This is a genomic window from Anaerocolumna sp. MB42-C2, assembly GCF_030913705.1.
Classification (GTDB): domain Bacteria; phylum Bacillota; class Clostridia; order Lachnospirales; family Lachnospiraceae; genus Anaerocolumna.
The window spans coordinates 1,674,635-1,691,763 of sequence record NZ_CP133190.1 but is presented as its reverse complement, the minus strand read 5'-3'; the positions used below and the strand labels follow the sequence as shown (position 1 = coordinate 1,691,763).

The 17,129-nt window shown below is 34.7% G+C and carries 15 protein-coding genes and 2 pseudogenes; all 17 read left to right on the top strand.

All coding sequences use genetic code 11. The features are described 5' to 3' along the window. On the top strand, positions 1-1,041 hold the full coding sequence (locus RBU59_RS07640) for an ABC transporter ATP-binding protein (protein ID WP_308147284.1): 1,041 nt from the start codon (positions 1-3) through the stop codon (positions 1,039-1,041). After that, entirely contained in the window at positions 1,038-1,979 is a 942-nt protein-coding gene (locus tag RBU59_RS07635) for an ATP-binding cassette domain-containing protein (RefSeq protein WP_308147283.1), read from the top strand. Before RBU59_RS07640 ends, RBU59_RS07635 begins: the two co-directional genes overlap by 4 nt. Before the next feature lie 344 nt (positions 1,980-2,323). Further along, positions 2,324-3,163, top strand: coding sequence for an ATP-binding cassette domain-containing protein (locus RBU59_RS07630; RefSeq protein WP_308147282.1), 840 nt, complete (start codon positions 2,324-2,326; stop codon positions 3,161-3,163). Further along, a complete protein-coding gene (locus RBU59_RS07625; protein WP_308147281.1) occupies positions 3,156-3,875 on the top strand; it encodes a hypothetical protein in 720 nt (239 codons plus the stop codon). Before RBU59_RS07630 ends, RBU59_RS07625 begins: the two co-directional genes overlap by 8 nt. A 20-nt stretch (positions 3,876-3,895) precedes the next feature. After that, a complete protein-coding gene (locus RBU59_RS07620; RefSeq protein WP_308147280.1) occupies positions 3,896-4,675 on the top strand; it encodes a serine hydrolase in 780 nt (259 codons plus the stop codon). Between the two features lie 223 nt (positions 4,676-4,898). Beyond that, positions 4,899-5,723, top strand: a complete 825-nt coding sequence (locus tag RBU59_RS07615; protein ID WP_308147279.1) for an SH3 domain-containing C40 family peptidase — start codon at positions 4,899-4,901, stop codon at positions 5,721-5,723. A gap of 359 nt (positions 5,724-6,082) precedes the next feature. Continuing rightward, a complete protein-coding gene (locus RBU59_RS07610) occupies positions 6,083-7,078 on the top strand; it encodes a dipeptidase (RefSeq protein WP_308147278.1) in 996 nt (331 codons plus the stop codon). 112 nt (positions 7,079-7,190) lie between these two features. After that, a complete protein-coding gene (locus RBU59_RS07605) occupies positions 7,191-8,033 on the top strand; it encodes a serine hydrolase (protein ID WP_308147277.1) in 843 nt (280 codons plus the stop codon). A gap of 189 nt (positions 8,034-8,222) precedes the next feature. After that, the gene (locus RBU59_RS07600) at positions 8,223-8,954 is read left to right on the top strand and encodes a zinc ribbon domain-containing protein (RefSeq protein WP_308147276.1); all 732 of its coding nucleotides are present in this window, start codon (positions 8,223-8,225) and stop codon (positions 8,952-8,954) included. Positions 8,955-9,177: 223 nt separating this feature from the next. Next, a pseudogene (locus RBU59_RS07595) lies at positions 9,178-9,378 on the top strand (ABC transporter substrate-binding protein); the annotation flags it as partial. Between the two features lie 585 nt (positions 9,379-9,963). Next, positions 9,964-10,980 (top strand): LacI family DNA-binding transcriptional regulator, encoded by a 1,017-nt coding sequence (locus RBU59_RS07590; RefSeq protein ID WP_308147275.1) that lies wholly within the window; start codon positions 9,964-9,966, stop codon positions 10,978-10,980. Positions 10,981-11,078: 98 nt separating this feature from the next. Continuing rightward, positions 11,079-12,530, top strand: coding sequence for an extracellular solute-binding protein (locus RBU59_RS07585; protein WP_308147274.1), 1,452 nt, complete (start codon positions 11,079-11,081; stop codon positions 12,528-12,530). A gap of 246 nt (positions 12,531-12,776) precedes the next feature. Then, entirely contained in the window at positions 12,777-13,676 is a 900-nt protein-coding gene (locus RBU59_RS07580; RefSeq protein WP_308147273.1) for a carbohydrate ABC transporter permease, read from the top strand. Then, on the top strand, positions 13,676-14,545 hold the full coding sequence (locus RBU59_RS07575) for a carbohydrate ABC transporter permease (RefSeq protein ID WP_308147272.1): 870 nt from the start codon (positions 13,676-13,678) through the stop codon (positions 14,543-14,545). Before RBU59_RS07580 ends, RBU59_RS07575 begins: the two co-directional genes overlap by 1 nt. Before the next feature lie 288 nt (positions 14,546-14,833). Next, a complete protein-coding gene (locus RBU59_RS07570) occupies positions 14,834-15,094 on the top strand; it encodes a hypothetical protein (RefSeq protein ID WP_308147271.1) in 261 nt (86 codons plus the stop codon). Between the two features lie 31 nt (positions 15,095-15,125). Continuing rightward, positions 15,126-16,763 (top strand): recombinase family protein, encoded by a 1,638-nt coding sequence (locus RBU59_RS07565; protein WP_308147270.1) that lies wholly within the window; start codon positions 15,126-15,128, stop codon positions 16,761-16,763. Then, positions 16,754-16,972 (top strand): annotated as a pseudogene (locus RBU59_RS07560) (ABC transporter substrate-binding protein); the annotation flags it as partial. The gene RBU59_RS07565 and the pseudogene RBU59_RS07560, both read left to right, overlap by 10 nt. Positions 16,973-17,129: the final 157 nt, after the last annotated feature.

Below are 17,129 nucleotides of genomic sequence, written 5' to 3'. Positions count from 1 at the left end.
ATGGAAAATGAGATTGCATTATCCGTTAGAAATTTAAATGTGAAGTTTAATCTTCGCGGAAAAGTGCTTCATGCGATCCGTGATATTTCCTTAGATATATATAAAGGGGAAAGTCTGGCCATAGTCGGAGAATCCGGTTCCGGTAAATCCGTATTTACAAAAACTTTTATGGGTTTATTAGATAAAAACGGATATATTGAATCCGGTGAGATTTTATATAAAGGCCAAAACTTGGCCGATTTTAAGACGGAAAAGGACTGGAGTTCAATTAGAGGCCGGGAGATAGCCATGGTATTACAGGATCCCATGACCAGCCTGAATCCTTTAAAAACGGTTGGTGCACAGATAGGCGAAGCGATTGAACTTCATCAGGGGTTAAAAGGAAGTGATTTAAAGGCCGCAGTGCTTGAAATATTAAAAGATGTAGGTATTACCGATCCGGAACGCAGATACAAACAATATCCCCATGAATTCTCGGGCGGTATGAGACAGAGGGTTGTAATTGCCATTGCGGTTGCCTGCAGGCCGCAGACGCTGATTTGCGATGAACCTACAACTGCATTGGATGTTACGATTCAGGCGCAGATATTAGAACTGTTAAAGAATTTAAAGGAAAAATATCAGTTAACTACCATATATATTACCCACGATCTAGGGGTGGTGGCAAATGTCGCTGACCGGATAGCCGTTATGTATGCCGGTGACATAGTGGAAATAGGAACCTGTGAAGAAGTATTTTATGATGCCAAACATCCCTATACCTGGGCATTGTTATCATCCCTGCCTCAGTTAGGTGTAAGAGGGGAAGATTTATATACCATAAAAGGAACACCTCCTAACCTGTTTCAAACCATTAAAGGGGATGCCTATGCACCAAGAAATCCTAAGGCCCTTAAAATCGACTTTGCCTTACGGCCGCCTTATTTTGATGTGAGCCCAACCCATAAGGTACGTTCCTGGTTAATGGATCCAAGGGCTCCTAAAGTAGATCCTCCGGAACATATTAAGAAACTTCGCAGTCAGGGAGGGATTTACAAGTGACAGGAGAAAATAAAAAAAAGAAGCTGTTAGAGGTTAAAAACCTGAAAGTCAGCTTTGGAGAACATAAACATAAAACAGTTGTTGTGAATGATGTCAGCTTTGATATTTATAAAGGGGAAACCTTTGGTTTGGTTGGAGAGTCCGGTTCCGGTAAAACAACTATCGGAAGAGCAATTATCCGTATTAATCCAACGATGAGCGGTGATATACTGTTTGACGGGAAAAAAATTAACGGGAATATAACAAAGGAATTGGACAGAGAAGTTACACAGAAGATTCAGATGATCTTCCAGGATCCGATGGCATCTTTAAATGAAAGGGCCAAGGTTGATTATATTGTATCGGAAGGCCTTTATAATACCAATCAGAAATATACCAAAGAGGAAAAGAAACAGATGGTGGATAAAGCACTTCTGGATGTAGGGCTTTTACCGGAATTCTCAAGCCGTTTCCCTCATGAATTTTCAGGAGGACAGAGACAGCGAATAGGTATTGCCAGAGCACTTATTATGCAGCCGGAATTCATTATTGCCGATGAACCGATCTCAGCTTTAGACGTATCCATTCGTGCCCAGGTATTAAATCTTTTATCTGAACTGCAAAAGAAAAGAGATTTAACTTATCTTTTTATTGCTCATGATTTATCCGTTATGCGGTTTATAGCAGATCGTATTGCGGTAATTCATAAAGGGGTTTTAGTAGAGCTAGGGGAAACTGAGAAACTTTATGCCAATCCTCTTCATCCGTATACCCAGGCATTGCTGTCTGCAATTCCTATGCCGGATCCTATAGCGGAAAAGAAAAAGGTTCTTAAAGTTTATGATCCCTCTAAACATGATTATTCCATAAATAAACCGAGCTGGGTGGAAATTGAAGAAAATCATTTTGTTTTGGGGAATGAACCGGAAATAGAGAAATATAAGAAAATATTGAAATAACTCCGGACCTGATATGGATAAGTAATGGCAATGAAAAACATTTTTGTGTATCATTACTTCAATTCAGCCGTAGGCTGCACTGTAACTATAAAACGGACAATATTGGTATGTTGCTTTAAATCAAATAAAGCACGTATTGATAAGGTCCGTTTTATTTAGGAATAAAATTTTTGCATGAAAAATTTGGTATGCAGCCGGAATAAATGGTATAATGATTAAGTGAAAAAATGAATGATTTCTAGATAATTGTATAGAGATAGAAAAGATAAGGTGTATTATAAATCACTGCCGATATGAAATTTAAATTGTAAGGGTCTGGTGGTACAGACAGAAAGGAACGGAATATGAAAAAGGTTATCATTAGACTAGAGAATATATCTAAATTCTATTCAAAAAAGCTGATATTAGAAAATGTTAACCTAACAATAGAAAAAGGAACATCTATTGCTTTACTGGGTAATAACGGAACCGGAAAAAGTACATTGTTAAAAATTATTAGTGGCTTAACGAATGTCAGCACCGGAAGAGTAATATATTATGAAAATATAAAATTTAATTATATACCTGAACATTTCCCAAAGCTCAATATTAATGCCAAACAATATATTAAATATATGGGACGGATTGAAAATATACCCATAAATGAATTAGAAGATAAATGTGAAGAGTTAGTTCATAATTTCCACTTGGATAATATGATGGATATACCAATGAAACATTTGTCTAAAGGAAGTTTACAGAAAGTTGCGGTGATACAAGCACTTTTAAAAAAGCCGGATGTATTATTGCTGGATGAACCATTATCTGGACAAGATATCTTGTCACAAAGGTATTTTATACAAATGGTCAACGAATTAAAATTGCAGGGGGTTGCAATTGTTATGTCCTGTCATGAAATGTTTTTGGTAAACCAGATATCTGATATTGCATATAAAATTGATAACTATCAGTTAGCAAGAGTTAATGTCGATCAATCATCTGATATGGATTATGACATATTATGTTTTGATAACAGTAAGAATCAAAAGGTGCCGGAAAAATTTAAACAGTATATCGAGAAGCTGGATTATAACGACTTAAGTATTCGTATTCTTGTTAAAAAAGATAAAAGCAATGCGATTCTTCTTGATATGTTAAAGGAAGGATTTTTACTACGGTCTATGAGAGGTGTTGAATATGATTAACTTAATACGTTATCACATAAAGATATATTCCAAATCAAACAAATTCATTGCTCCGGTATTACTATGGGTTATATTTTTATATGCTAATTATACGGTAAAACCAGCTTCCGTCGTACCATGTTTAAGTTCCAGTGCGGGAATGCTTTACTTAATTATGATTTGGATGGGCTTTGGGTACATGGAATTGGAAGATAATATTTCAAGTCAACTCGTAATTTTAAAGGTTCGGAGTGCAACTAAATATAACATAAGTAAAATATTATTTCTTATATTAAGTGCAATTGGTATGAGTTTATTAGGAATTATAGTTCCGCTTACTCAACATATGATAAATAGTTATTCTCTTTTTACTCGTAATTTAATAATTGAAGACTTAATATATGGCTTTATTTTATTGTATGTTTTCGCTTTTTTAGGAGTTATGCTTGGGTCATTATTTCATCCAAGAATAGTAAGCGATAGGAAGGTTGCTTTGGTAATAGTATTTTTAATAGGTCTTCTTGGATATATCAAAGGAGGAATAATGGAAGATTATCCAGTATCTAAATTTTTCTTATGGTTATTTCCGCCTGTTTATGATGTATTGCTAAAATTAACAAACAAAGAATACTTTAGTTTATCTGTTATAGCAAATGCAACTGCTCTGACAGTGGGTTATGGTTCGATACTTTTAACCATACAACTATATATGCTTAAAAAGAATAAATTTTAATCAGGGAGGATAAAGGCTGTATGGATAAAATAGCTTTACAGAAAGCGGTTGAAAAAGAAATAAAGGGAGCTCAGGCTAAAATTTCCCTGTACATAAAAAATCTTAAAACTGGTGAAGTATTATTTCGTTATAAGGAAGACTTGCAAGTGGTCTCAGCCAGCATTATAAAAGTGCTCATAATGGTTACGGCCTTAGAAGAAATCCAAAAAGGAGCACTTTCTAAAGATACTCTGATTTCTGTTACGGAATCAACTATACTGGAGGATTCGGAAGTATTTGAATACGGCAAGAGAGAGTACACTCTGGATGAAATATTGGTGTGGATGATAATAAACAGTGATAACACTGCAACTAATTGTTTAATTGATTTACTAACCATGGATAAAATTAATCAGACCTGTAAAAAACTTAATTTAAAATCTACTAAACTGGAGAGGAAGATGCTAGATTTTAACGCAGTAAAGATTGGGTTTAATAATTATACTTCGGCAATGGATATGTGTGAACTATATAAGTCCTTATATGATCAATCCATACTCTCGGAGGAGCTTTGCGATTACGCAGTCAGTATCTTATTGAGGCAGCGTGATAAACAAAATTCTATGCGTTATATCCCAGATGACATTAAGGCAGCTCATAAAACAGGGGGCCTGGATTTTCTGAATCATGATGCCGGTATCTTTTATTTAGGTGAAAGCGATTATTATTTTGGAGCTTTTGTATGGGAGGCACCGGATGATGTATATGGAAGAAAGTGGATTGGCCGTGTGTCTAAAATGGTTTATGAATATTATAAATAAAGTAATATTTAGATTAGCAGAAAATAAATATAGGAGTATATTAATCTGATTAATATTAGGTAATTTCCAAAATAAAATAGGTTTTTAAATAGGTTGTAATATTAATATAAATTCTATAATTCTCGGCCTGCGAAGATTTTTATGTTAAATTTGTATTAATAGTACGGTATATAAATATTTTTTAGGAATTTACTGGTTTACAATAATTTAGAAAGGTGAGAAAATGATGAATAATGCATTAATTAACCATACCCTGGCATTTTTGATGAAAGAACCTACCTGGGACAGTTCACTGGAAGATGAAGATTTTTATGGTCGAAAAGTAGAAATTCTATCATGTGAGAAGCATGAATGGTATAAGGTGAGAACACACTACAACTATACCGGATTTGTTCATGTATCGCAGCTTTTATTTGATGAGGAGAAAATCAATACTTGGGAAAACATTGATAAAAAGCTGGTGCAACAGCCCTATGCAGATGTGTTGTCCATGCCAAAAGTGCAGGGACATCATCTGGCCAGTCTAACCAAAGGAGCTTTGGTTGGCATCCTAAAACCTGCCAATGAAGACGGATGGGTAAAGGTATTGTTATTTGATGGAAGTTGTGGTTATATGAAAGAGAAATTTTTAGGAGACTATATTACTTCCTATTCTCTTGAAATGGAAGAGAAATTACGGCAGGATATTGTAAATACGGCACTCACCTATATGGGAACACAATACAGGTGGGGAGGTAAAAGCCCATTGGGAATTGATTGTTCCGGTTTGTGCTCCGTTGCTTATATGTTAAATGGAGTTATTATTTATCGTGATGCAGCCATAGCAGAGGGATTCCCTATTCATGAGATTACTATTGAAACTATGAGACCGGCTGATCTTCTTTTCTTCCCGGGACATGTAGCAATGTATATCGGAGAGAACAGATATGTTCATTCCACGGGTAAAAACGGAAGTGACGGAGTGGTTATTAACAGCTTGAACCCCGGAGATAAAGATTACAGAGAGGATTTACATTGTAAGCTAAAAGTTGTGGGAAGTTTATTTTAATAATGATAAACTGTTGCAACCTGCAAAGATAACAAATATATATAGTAATAGTTTTAGTTTGATTGCATTTATACAGCGACCATTTGTTGATAGGACTTAGATATAAAAAAGAACCGCTTTACAGTTTTGCTTAAAATTTAATAAAGAAAGGAAGACCACATATTGATTCGCTCACTTCCAAACATAATGCCGCAAAGTGGCATCTCAAATATTTGGGAAGAAGTTTGGAATGAGCACCCTCCGTGCTTATTTCGGAGTTCTTCGAAAGAATTTTTGGCCTTTTCAAAATTCTTTTTCACACTTTTATATGTGGCCGGTAATACATCTTAAAGCAGATGTGTTACACAACGGGTATTATAATGAAAGTAGCTGATATGCATTGTGACACCATATCCGAGATTTTCTATGGACAACGGGATGGAAAGGATATAGGACTTAAAAGTAATAATTTACATTTGGATTTAATTAAAATGCAAAAAGCAGATTATCTGGTTCAGAATTTTGCAATGTTTGTAAGTCTTAAAGAATATGACAATCCTTTAGAACATTGTTTAAAATTAATTGATCTATTTTATAAGGAATTACATAAAAATCAGGATAATATAGCATTAGCTCTTAATTATGAAGATATCATAAGAAACCAACAGGCTGGTAAGATGTCGGCATTATTAACGATCGAAGAGGGGGGTGTAACCAAGTGTGAACTGGCCCATTTAAGAAATTTCTACCGGTTAGGTGTCAGAATGCTTACTTTGACCTGGAATTATGAAAATGGAATTGGATATCCGAATTTTAAATTGATCGAGGGAGAAAAACCGGATTTTCAATCACCTAATACAAAGGACGGTCTGACAGAATTCGGTATCCGGTTTATCCAGGAGATGGAGAGTCTGGGAATGATTATTGATGTTTCCCATTTGTCGGATGCCGGATTCTACCAGGTACTTGAGAACACCAAAAAGCCTTTTGTCGCAAGTCATTCCAATGCCAGGGGTGTCTGTAACCATGTTCGAAATCTGTCTGATGGTATGATAAGAAAATTAGCCGAAAGAGGCGGTGTTATGGGGTTGAATTATTGCCCTAGTTTTTTACAGTATGTGGCTGATGAAAAGGATGCGGTGGGTACTATTTCGTCCATTGTGGATCATATTAAATATATTACCTCAGTTGGTGGATACGAGTGCCTTGGGTTAGGTTCGGACTACGACGGAATTCCTGTTCATAAGGATATGCCGGATGCTTCCTATCTGCCGCGGTTAGCGGAAGCTTTGGAAAAAGAAGGGTTTAAACAACATGAAATAGAAGCCTTTTTCTATAAAAATGTAATGCGCTTATATAAAGATGTATTGAAATAAGTATCTTTTGGTTATAGATAAAAACTTATGGGCAAGTACTGAGTTCATTCATAAGTTTTCCATACAGATTTTAGATAAGCAATCATCCTATAAAGAAACGGAGTAAAAAAATATGAGAGAAATTACATTGGAAGAAAGAATCAAAGCGGAATTAGCCAGTTATAACGGTTTGATGGGGATATACGTAAATGATTTTACAGGTAATAAAGTGGAAATTAATACAGAGGAAAAATTTGAAACCGCAAGTTGTGTCAAAACATTCATCTTAGGAACCTTATTTGATGAAGTGGATAAGGGAAATAAAAGTCTTACAGATATTTTAACCTATACAAAAGAGAATGAGATAGAAGGCAGCGGTGTATTAAGGAGTTTGGATTTTGGAGTACAGTTAACCGCAAAAAACATGGCAACCCTTATGATTATAGTAAGTGACAATGTGGCAACGAATATTATGATCGATTATTTGGGTTTGGATACCATAAATAATTTTATTAAAGCCCATGGGTTTATGGACACTGTTTTACATAATAAAATTGATTTTGTGAAGTATAATCAACTAGGGACAACGACACCAAAGGATTATGGAAGAATTTTTGAATTAATCTGTAAAGAAGAATTAATCAGTACCAATGCTTCAAGACAGATGCTTGAAATATTTAAAAAACAGCATTATAATTCTACCCTTACCAAATATTTTCCTCAGTATTTCTTGGACAGTGAAGATACGGGCGAAGAAGAATTAATCTATGTTGCTTCAAAAAGCGGCAGTATGAACGCTTGCAGAAATGACGGCGGAATTATTTCAACACCTTACGGCAAATATGTTATCGTACTGTTTAATAAGAATTTCACGGACTCGATTTATTATCCGGATCATCCGGCTACTGTTTTTAGTGCTAAAATAAGTCGCCTGATTTTTGACCAGTATCTGGCGTTACAGGGGAAACTGAAATAAATATTAGAAACGAATAAAGACATTAAGAATAAGCCATTTGACAGTTTTCCCAGATTTTTTTTTCCATTGTTAAATCTTCAAATATATCATAAAAAAGAACAAATGTTTTATTTGATTTTTAACATGACATACTGTTGTCATATTCCATTTGATATTATTGAATTATCAAAAATAAAGGAGCGATATAAAATGGATATGAAGTATGTATACAAAGAAAAATTTTCAGTATTAGGAAAGCTCGGACAAGGTGCAGCAGAAAATCCCTGGAGCTGGATAAAACCACTTTGGGATGATGCCAACGGCAATTTTACAGAAATTGAGGGATTGGCAATAAAGAATAATGGTAAAACATCAATATGGGGAATCATGAGTGATCTGGATGAAAATTTTAACAGGTGGGATGACAAGGCTGGCAAGTATTTAGCCTGCTGTGAAGTGAAAGAAGAAACAGCAGCCCCTGTTGGCTGGGTTAAATGGGATGTTCCGTCACAAACATATATTGTGGCAGCAAGCAATCAGGAAGAATATCTTTCGGTATTCCATAATGTAATTAATGATTTTATTCCTAAAAATAACTTGAAATTAATTGGTGCTGTACACGAACATTATCCAGATCCCGGGAACCCTGATATTGTAGAATTATACTTTCCTATAGCGAAAGGAAGTTATTTCTGTCAAAGCTGTGGAATGCCAATGATTAGTGATGAAGACAGGGGAGACGAGAAAGACTTAAGTAAAAGTCAAGATTATTGCCGCTACTGTTACGAAAAAGGAGAATTTACATCAAATGATACCATGGAAGATATGATAAACAGCTGCGTACCATTTACCTTGGAAGCAGGAGTTTATCCGGATGAAAAGACAGCCAGGGACAGCATGCTTACTTATTTTCCTGAATTGAAAAGATGGAAGCAGGCATAATAACAGCATGTATGTTTGACATTTTGGGTTGAAGCAGGTGGATTATAAATTTGCTTCAACCCTGTTTTTATACTTAAAAGAAGTCGCCATGTACAAAATATAATTGTTATACTCTGCACTTAATAATGTAGAACAAGCACAAAACCTGGGAAAGAATATATTATATTGTATAATACTCACCTCAAGGGGGATTACAATGAAGAAAAAAGGAATCGTTGCGGTTATGGTCATTGTTTTGATTTCAGCATTATTTACCGGCTGTAAAAAAGACAATGCATTAATAAAGGTTCAACTAAATGAAGTTGCACATTCCATTTTCTATGCTCCTCAATACGCAGCTTTTGAATTAGGTTATTTTAAGGACGAGGGCCTGGATGTAGAGTTAGTAAACGGATTAGGTGCGGATAAAACCATGACGGCGATATGTTACAAAGTACCTAATGTTACTTAATAAATCCTAATTTTACACTTGCATATTAACTAAATAAAGTAATTATAATCTATTATTAACTTAAATAAATAATTTCAATATTATCTTTGTTAATCGATTTATTCCGGCTATGTTCCTGAAATATCTATATTTTGCAATCCCAAATACATGTATATTGTGGAATACTAATTTTATTATTATTTTAGAAATCGTTTAAGCTTTATTTTTAATGAAAAATTTGAATAATCCATGCATATATAGTATCCAAGTCGGATCTATTACGTACATTTTGACTTTATATCATTATATATATATAATTAAGACAATAAAGCAAAAAAAGTTGGGATTATCCATAATAAAAAAAGTAATAATCAACATATTAATAGACGGAATTAAGACATAATTATTAAGAATTACAAAATTAATAAAATAAGTATTGCAATAAATAGTAAATTATTATATACTATAGCAGTACTTAATCGTTATAGTAAATCGATTAAGTAGTAAATGTATACATATTACTGGAAAGTCTTATTATTTTAGCTAAACGTTAACCTGTATTGGGTAGGAGGAACGTTCATGGTGTCTATGAAAGATATCTCGGTTGTTTGTGGCGTATCAGTCGCTACAGTGAGTAAAGCTTTAAACGGACATAAGGATATTGGAGAAGAAACAAAACGACTGGTTCGTGAAACGGCAAAAGAGATGGGATACTTTCCTAACTCATCGGCACGTACATTAAAGACGAATCGAAGTTATAATCTCGGTGTCCTTATGATTGATGAAGCAAACAGCGGTTTAACACATGACCATTTTGTTATGGTATTGGAAAGTTTAAAAGTTTCAGCGGAAAGACATGGATATGATATTACCTTTATCAGCGGAAGCAAGCAGAGAAAAGATAAGATGTCCTATTTGGAGCATTGCAGATACAGAGGTCTTGATGGTGTGGTTATTGCTTGTATTGATTATGATGAAATAGAAGTTTTAGAATTAATACACAGTGATTTACCGGTTGTAACGATTGATCATCTGTTCAATGACAGAACAGCAGTTATGTCTGATAATATAAAGGGTATCAGGGAACTATTTAACTATGTTTATGAATGCGGACATAGAAAAATAGCTTATATTCATGGTGCGGGTAATGCAGCAGTAACAAAAAACCGTCTGCACAGCTTTTATAAGATAGCGGAAGAATATGGTCTGGACATTCCGGATGAGTATATCAGAGAATCTGCCTATAGAGATACGGTAACAACAGCACGGCTTACCAATGAACTTCTGGAGCTTTCCGATCCACCTACCTGTATATTATTTCCGGATGATTACGCCGGTTTAGGGGGAATGAATGCAATTAAAGCAAGAGGACTTAAGATACCTAAGGATATATCGGTTGCAGGTTATGATGGAATACGAATTACAAAAATTTTAGAACCGCAGCTGACTACGATAAATCAGGATACGATAAAACTGGGGCAGTACGCTGCAGAAAAACTGATTGATTTAATAGAAAGACCTAAAACAACATTTACGGAACATATTATCGTTCCCGGAGTTCTGGATAAGGGTGCAACAGTAAGTAAATTAAAATAATTTATAAAAAATATGATTATAGTAATCTGGTATTTTTATTACCTTAATGGTGATAATAATATAAATGAAACATATATAAAAAAATGGAGGACTAGCTTATGAAAAAGAAGTTTTTAAGTGTACTACTTGCAACTGCAATGGTCGCAACATTACTGACAGGCTGTGGTAAAAAAGCACCTGCCTCTGAGGGGAATACAACTGCAGAAACAACAGATCAAACTCAGACTCAGACTCAGGATACCGCAACGGAAAACACAGCAACCGGAGAAACAGCAACTACAAAAACCGGTGTAGCTCAGACTAATCTTGCTTACAAAGGTGAACTTGAACTTATGCACTTTTCCACATCAGAAGAATCTGAAGGAAATGGCGGTTCTGAATCTTTTCGTTCTGTAATTGCAGATTGGGAAACAGTTCATCCTGATATTAAATTAGTTCAAAATGTATTAGCAAATGATGATTATAAAACACAGATTGCGACACTTGCAGCAGCTAACGATTTACCGGATGTATTCCTATTACAAGGTATGAATACAAAAGGCTGGGCTTCTCAGGGTCTTGTAATGGATTTAACAGATATCATTTCTAAATCGCCTTATGCTTCACAATATGAACAATCAACTTTCTATCCATTTACATCAGATGGCAAGATCTATGGTTTCCCAGTATTAACAGCTGGTACTTGTGCAGTTGTAGTATATGATTCCGCTAAATGGAAAGAAGCAGGTTTTGACACATTTCCTGAAACCTGGGAAGATGTTTTGAAAGCAAAAGATTACTTCAAAGATCAAGGCATTGATACAATCGCATTTGGTAATGGAAGTAAATGGCAGGTTAACTCCACTTTCTTAGCAACAATCGGTGACAGATTTACAGGTCCTGACTGGACACATTCTCTAATTGAAAAGAAAGGTGCTAAATTTACAGATAAGGCATTTGTAGATGCACTTAAATTCACTAAAGATGCTTTTGCTTCCGGTGTTTTCAATCAGGATTTCAATGCAATTACGAACGAAGATGCAAGAGAATATTATATCTCCGGTGATGCAGCAGCATATATCGGCGGTAACTGGGATGTTTCTTATATCCAGTCTGCTTTAAAAGATACGGACCTTTACAATACAACTAAATTTGCTGTACTTCCTCAACCAACCGGTGCTACAGCATCTACTAAGACACATGATATCGGTCTTGGATATTCAGTTGCTATTAATCCTAAGTTAGCTGATGATCAGGATAAATTAAATGCAGCTATTGATTTAGCATATGAAGTAACAGGCCCTGCATTTGCTAATTACGTAGCATCCAACTATGCTTTAAGCGGCTTAACAAAAGTAGAAAATGTTGATTTAAGTAAATTTGATCAATTTACACAAGATTTCTACAACTATCAGTATGTTGATAACAAACCTTGTGAAATCTATGACTCCTACGTTTCCAGTGCTGTATGGGATGTATTAAATACAGATCTTCAAACTATGTTAAATGGAGAGATTTCACCGGAAGATGTTGCAAAAAATGCACAAAAAGCATATGACGATAATTATTAATTTCTGAGTTTCCTATCATATTCTTAAAATTTAAAAGTAATAATATAACTTGAAACAGGCCTTGTCTGAGCAGAGTTTCTCAGATGAGGCCTGACTAAATAAGTCACAATGGATTTTCCTGATTATGATTATAAATAAGTAATCATAGCCAAGGTTTACATTAGATAGTTTTATAACTATGAATTTATATTAATAGAAGTTTTATCACTATGTTTTTATAACGACACATTTTTAAGGAGGCGAAAAATGTTAAGTTCAATTCGACCTAAGAATAGAGTTATTTTTGCATATTTATTATTGCCAATTGCATTGTATGTATTTGCAGTCTTCATTCCTTTAGTCACTGCAGCTTTTTACAGTTTTTTTGAATGGAAAGGTGGACCTAATAAAACCTTCATTGGATTTGAAAATTATGCGACTCTTTTAAAGGATTCTGTATTCTGGAATTCCTTCAGTCATAACATATATTTAGTAATTGCTTGTATTATCGGCCAAATAGGCCTTGCATTTGTTTTTGTTTTAATGATTAATTCCCGTTTGGTTAAATTTAAAGGGATTCATCGTACCTTTGGATTTTTCCCAAGCACTGTATCAGCAGTTTCAATCGGTTTTATCTGGACTATGATATATGACTACAAACGTGGTGTATTAAACTGGTTTTTAGATGCTGTCGGAAAACACGATTCGGCAAAGGTATGGTTAAATGAACCTAAACTGGTTATGTTATTAATCTCCATTCCTTTGATCTGGCAGTTTATCGGTTATTACATGGTTATTATTTTATCAGCTATTTCTTCTGTTGATAAGGAAATTTTCGAAGTTTCTGAAATTGATGGTGCAAATGGTTTTCAAAGAGCAATTTATATTGTGTTACCTTTAATAAAAAATACTTTACTTGTTTGTGTAACTCTTTGTGTAGCAGGTAATATGAAAGCATTCGATCATATTTTCGTTATGACTGCCGGCGGACCCGGTAATGCTTCCATGGTTATGGCTCTATATGGATACAAGATTTCATTCGCACAGCAAAACATGGGATATGGTAGTGCCATATCAATCGGTATCTTTATAGCAAGTTTAGTAGTAATAGGCGGCTCTCAATTATTAGTTAAAGTATTATCAAGGGAAAAAGGAGGAGATAGATAATGACAAATAAAAATTCCGGAATAGATACCGGTTCCATTATAAAAAGCAGAGTTTTGTCCATATTTATGAATGTAATTTTGTTTATTTTCTCATTATCCTGTATCTTCCCTTTAGTATGGATGTTTTATTCTTCTTTAAAGGAGAAAAGAGAATTCAATGCGAACGTTATGGGATTACCCAAAAGCCCTGATTTTCATAATTACATTAATATTCTGACCAACAAAGATTACCACATATTTGAATCCGTTATTAACAGCTTTAGAACGACTATAATTTCGGTATTTTTGATTGTTCTCTTTGGTTACATTATTGGCTATATTTTAGCCAGGATTAAATTTCCGGGAAATCGTTTATTATATATATTGTTTTTAATGGGTATGTTAATCCCGATTCATTCCTTATTGGTTCCGATTTATGTAGTATTTACACGGTCCGGATTAGGTAACCAGTGGTTTACTTTAATTATGCCATATGTATCATTCGGTTTTCCAATCGCCATATTCTTAGTAGAGGGATATGTGAAAGGAATACCGGTTGCTTTGGAAGAAGCGGCAGCAATTGATGGCAGCAGTTTCAGCAGAACACTGTTTTCTATTATATTGCCTATGTGTAAACCGATTCTTACGACGGTTGCAATCATCCAAACGTTCTCCTGTTGGAATGAGTTCTCTTTTGCATTAGTACTTATTAAGGATCCAAGATTGCAGACAGTACCTCTGGCTGTAACGCAGTTTACCGGACAATTCAGTTCAGATTATACAAAAATCATGGCTGCAATGCTTATAACGATGGCCCCTATTGTCGTATTCTATTTTGTATTCAGTAAACAAATTATTCAAGGTATGGTTGCCGGAGCGGTTAAAGGCTGAGTGAGTCCGGAAAAGGACAATTGGTTTAGTAGGTGGAAATCTAACATGGCAAGGTATAGGGAGCCATATTGTGAGGCGTAATTTTAATCTAATATTTAGTAACGATCATTAGTATAATTTAACTTATATGTTTATATCTTTCATACGAGAAAATCTCCCAAAAGCTTTTATAGGATAGGGGGATTTTTTCGTTTTTATAATTTTATTATACTTTTATTGGGTTTATCGAATCTGAACAAGTCAGCCGGCATAAGGATATATAAAGACTTAGCACCGGGGATGAAATTAATGATAGATAAAGTTTCGTATCATGTTAATAGTTCCAAAGAAGATTCAGACGAGTCCATATCTCTAAAAACAGAGAGTAATCCAGAAGCAGCTGATTATGAAATAATAACGAATGAAGATGGTACAAAATCACTTAAACGGTTTAATAAAAAATCTAATATGTGGATAAAACTGGATTTTGCAGAAAAAGCTGGGGATTCCTTGACCAATGTTATTACCTTACTTAAGGATAATTTCCTAGAGAAATACAACTTGTTGTAGCATAGTATAATTTTGCTTAGGAGTGTGTATCATGAAAAGGGTAGTTTGTTTTTACCGGGTAAGTACTAAAAAACAAATGACTGAGGATGATATTCCAATGCAGCGAAATGCCTGTTTGAATTTTATTTCAACGCATAACGACTGGAGGTTTGTAAAAGAATTTTATGAGAAAGGTGTATCCGGTTATAAAAGGAAGGCGGATCAGAGAGAAGTACTGGAGCAGTTGCGGACAGAGGCTGGGCAAAACCAGTTTGATGTGTTACTTGTTTTTATGTTCGACCGGCTTGGAAGAATTGAAGAAGAAACACCGTATGTTCTAAAATGGTTTGTGGAACACGGCATTGAGGTTTGGTCGGTTAAGGAAGGACAGAGGGTTTTAGACAGCCATATAGATACTCTTCTTAATTATATAACATTCTGGCAGGCAGAAGGAGAAAGTAAAAAAATTCAGCAGAGAACGTTAGAGGCAAAAAAGCAGATGGCAAACGAGGGTAAATTCTTAGGCTGTGCCGCTGCATATGGTTATAAACATATTTCTGCTGGACTACATAATGCTAAAGGCAGAGAAATAAAAAAACTGGTCTTAGATGATAAGGAAGCTGTTATCATTCACAAAATATACGATTTGACAACCATGAAAGGATATGGAGCAAGAAGAATTGCAAAGGAATTAAATGAGGGTAAAATTCCTACGAAGAAAGGGAAGCTGTGGTCAGGTTCAACCATATTAGGAATACTAAAAAATACAATCTACAAAGGTTATTTTACTTATGGCAGAAATACAAATCAATACGGTGACAAAAAGTATACAAACCAATGGAAGTGCAAGATATCATCAGTAAAATATCCGGAGCTGGCTATTATATCGGAGAAGCAATGGAGAGAGGCACAGAATATAATAAAGAGAAGATCCAAAACAGAAAGTAATTTCCCAAAACAGACGAAAAGTCCGTTATTATTTACAGGGTATTCTTTTTGCAAAGAATGCGGTGCCAGATTAACGCTCCACTATTCCTACCCCCATACATATAGTAATCAGGAGATAAAAAAATACGCTGTCAAAAGCTTCGAAGACTATAAAAAGAATAGAAAAGCTTATTATGTATGTTATGGTAGAAGGAATGGCCAAAGCGAATGTAAAACCGGATATATTCCGGCGGAAAGACTTGAGATACCTGTACTGGAAGAGATTGGACAGCTTTTGGAGTGTTATGACAAAAAAGATATTAAGCCTGAATTAGTCAGGCACCATAATACATTAATAAAAAAGCTAAATACGAAAGTGCGGCGGCAGAAGGGTATAATTACAGAACTGGAAACGGAACGTAATCTTTTAAAGAAAGAGGTATTGAATATATTAAAAGGAAGAAGTGTATTTACGAAAGAATTGATTATAGAACAAATGGAAGAACTAACTCAAAAAATTCAGGAAGAAAAAGAGCTGTTAAGCGAATTAGAAATAAAATTAAATGAGCTTAATATTGACAGTTTTACGAATAATGAACTTCATCCAAACTGGAGGGAGGAATTTCTTTCTCTGGATACAGATCAACAGAAAATGATATTAGCAAAATTAATTAATCGGGTGGATGCTGATGGTCATATTGTAACCGTTAAATTAAACCTGACCCTGGAAGAATTCTTAAGTGTAAAAGGTAAAAGACCTTGACGGCTGTATTATCCGGTGATGCAGATATTGGATTCATGGGTTCGGAGGCTTCTATTTATGTGTATAATGAGGGCAAAGAGGATTATGTTGTCAATTTTGCTCAATTAACACAGCGTGCAGGTAATTTCTTAGTATCAAGAGACAAAAATGAAAACTTTAAATGGGATAATGTAAAAGGAAAAACGGTTATCGGCGGCAGGGCCGGTGGCCGGCAAGGCATAATGTAAATCTGGAATCTATTCTTATTAAATGTAATAGGCAAAGCAATTACAGAAAGCAAGGGGCAGGTATTACTATAAATTCCCTATGTGACAAGAGGGAGGATAAAAAGGTAGAAATATTCTATTTAAGGCAGTATAATAAAAT

Excerpts from the sequence above, each read along its gene's own strand:
- RBU59_RS07590 (WP_308147275.1), top strand. The coding sequence starts at position 9,964 with ATGGTGTCTATGAAAGATATCTCGGTTGTTTGTGGCGTATCAGTCGCT.
- RBU59_RS07605 (WP_308147277.1), top strand. The coding sequence starts at position 7,191 with ATGAGAGAAATTACATTGGAAGAAAGAATCAAAGCGGAATTAGCCAGT.
- RBU59_RS07570 (WP_308147271.1), top strand. The coding sequence starts at position 14,834 with ATGATAGATAAAGTTTCGTATCATGTTAATAGTTCCAAAGAAGATTCA.
- RBU59_RS07565 (WP_308147270.1), top strand. The coding sequence starts at position 15,126 with ATGAAAAGGGTAGTTTGTTTTTACCGGGTAAGTACTAAAAAACAAATG.
- RBU59_RS07640 (WP_308147284.1), top strand. The coding sequence starts at position 1 with ATGGAAAATGAGATTGCATTATCCGTTAGAAATTTAAATGTGAAGTTT.
- RBU59_RS07580 (WP_308147273.1), top strand. The coding sequence starts at position 12,777 with ATGTTAAGTTCAATTCGACCTAAGAATAGAGTTATTTTTGCATATTTA.
- RBU59_RS07575 (WP_308147272.1), top strand. The coding sequence starts at position 13,676 with ATGACAAATAAAAATTCCGGAATAGATACCGGTTCCATTATAAAAAGC.
- RBU59_RS07610 (WP_308147278.1), top strand. The coding sequence starts at position 6,083 with ATGAAAGTAGCTGATATGCATTGTGACACCATATCCGAGATTTTCTAT.
- RBU59_RS07585 (WP_308147274.1), top strand. The coding sequence starts at position 11,079 with ATGAAAAAGAAGTTTTTAAGTGTACTACTTGCAACTGCAATGGTCGCA.
- RBU59_RS07600 (WP_308147276.1), top strand. The coding sequence starts at position 8,223 with ATGGATATGAAGTATGTATACAAAGAAAAATTTTCAGTATTAGGAAAG.
- RBU59_RS07630 (WP_308147282.1), top strand. The coding sequence starts at position 2,324 with ATGAAAAAGGTTATCATTAGACTAGAGAATATATCTAAATTCTATTCA.
- RBU59_RS07625 (WP_308147281.1), top strand. The coding sequence starts at position 3,156 with ATGATTAACTTAATACGTTATCACATAAAGATATATTCCAAATCAAAC.
- RBU59_RS07620 (WP_308147280.1), top strand. The coding sequence starts at position 3,896 with ATGGATAAAATAGCTTTACAGAAAGCGGTTGAAAAAGAAATAAAGGGA.
- RBU59_RS07615 (WP_308147279.1), top strand. The coding sequence starts at position 4,899 with ATGATGAATAATGCATTAATTAACCATACCCTGGCATTTTTGATGAAA.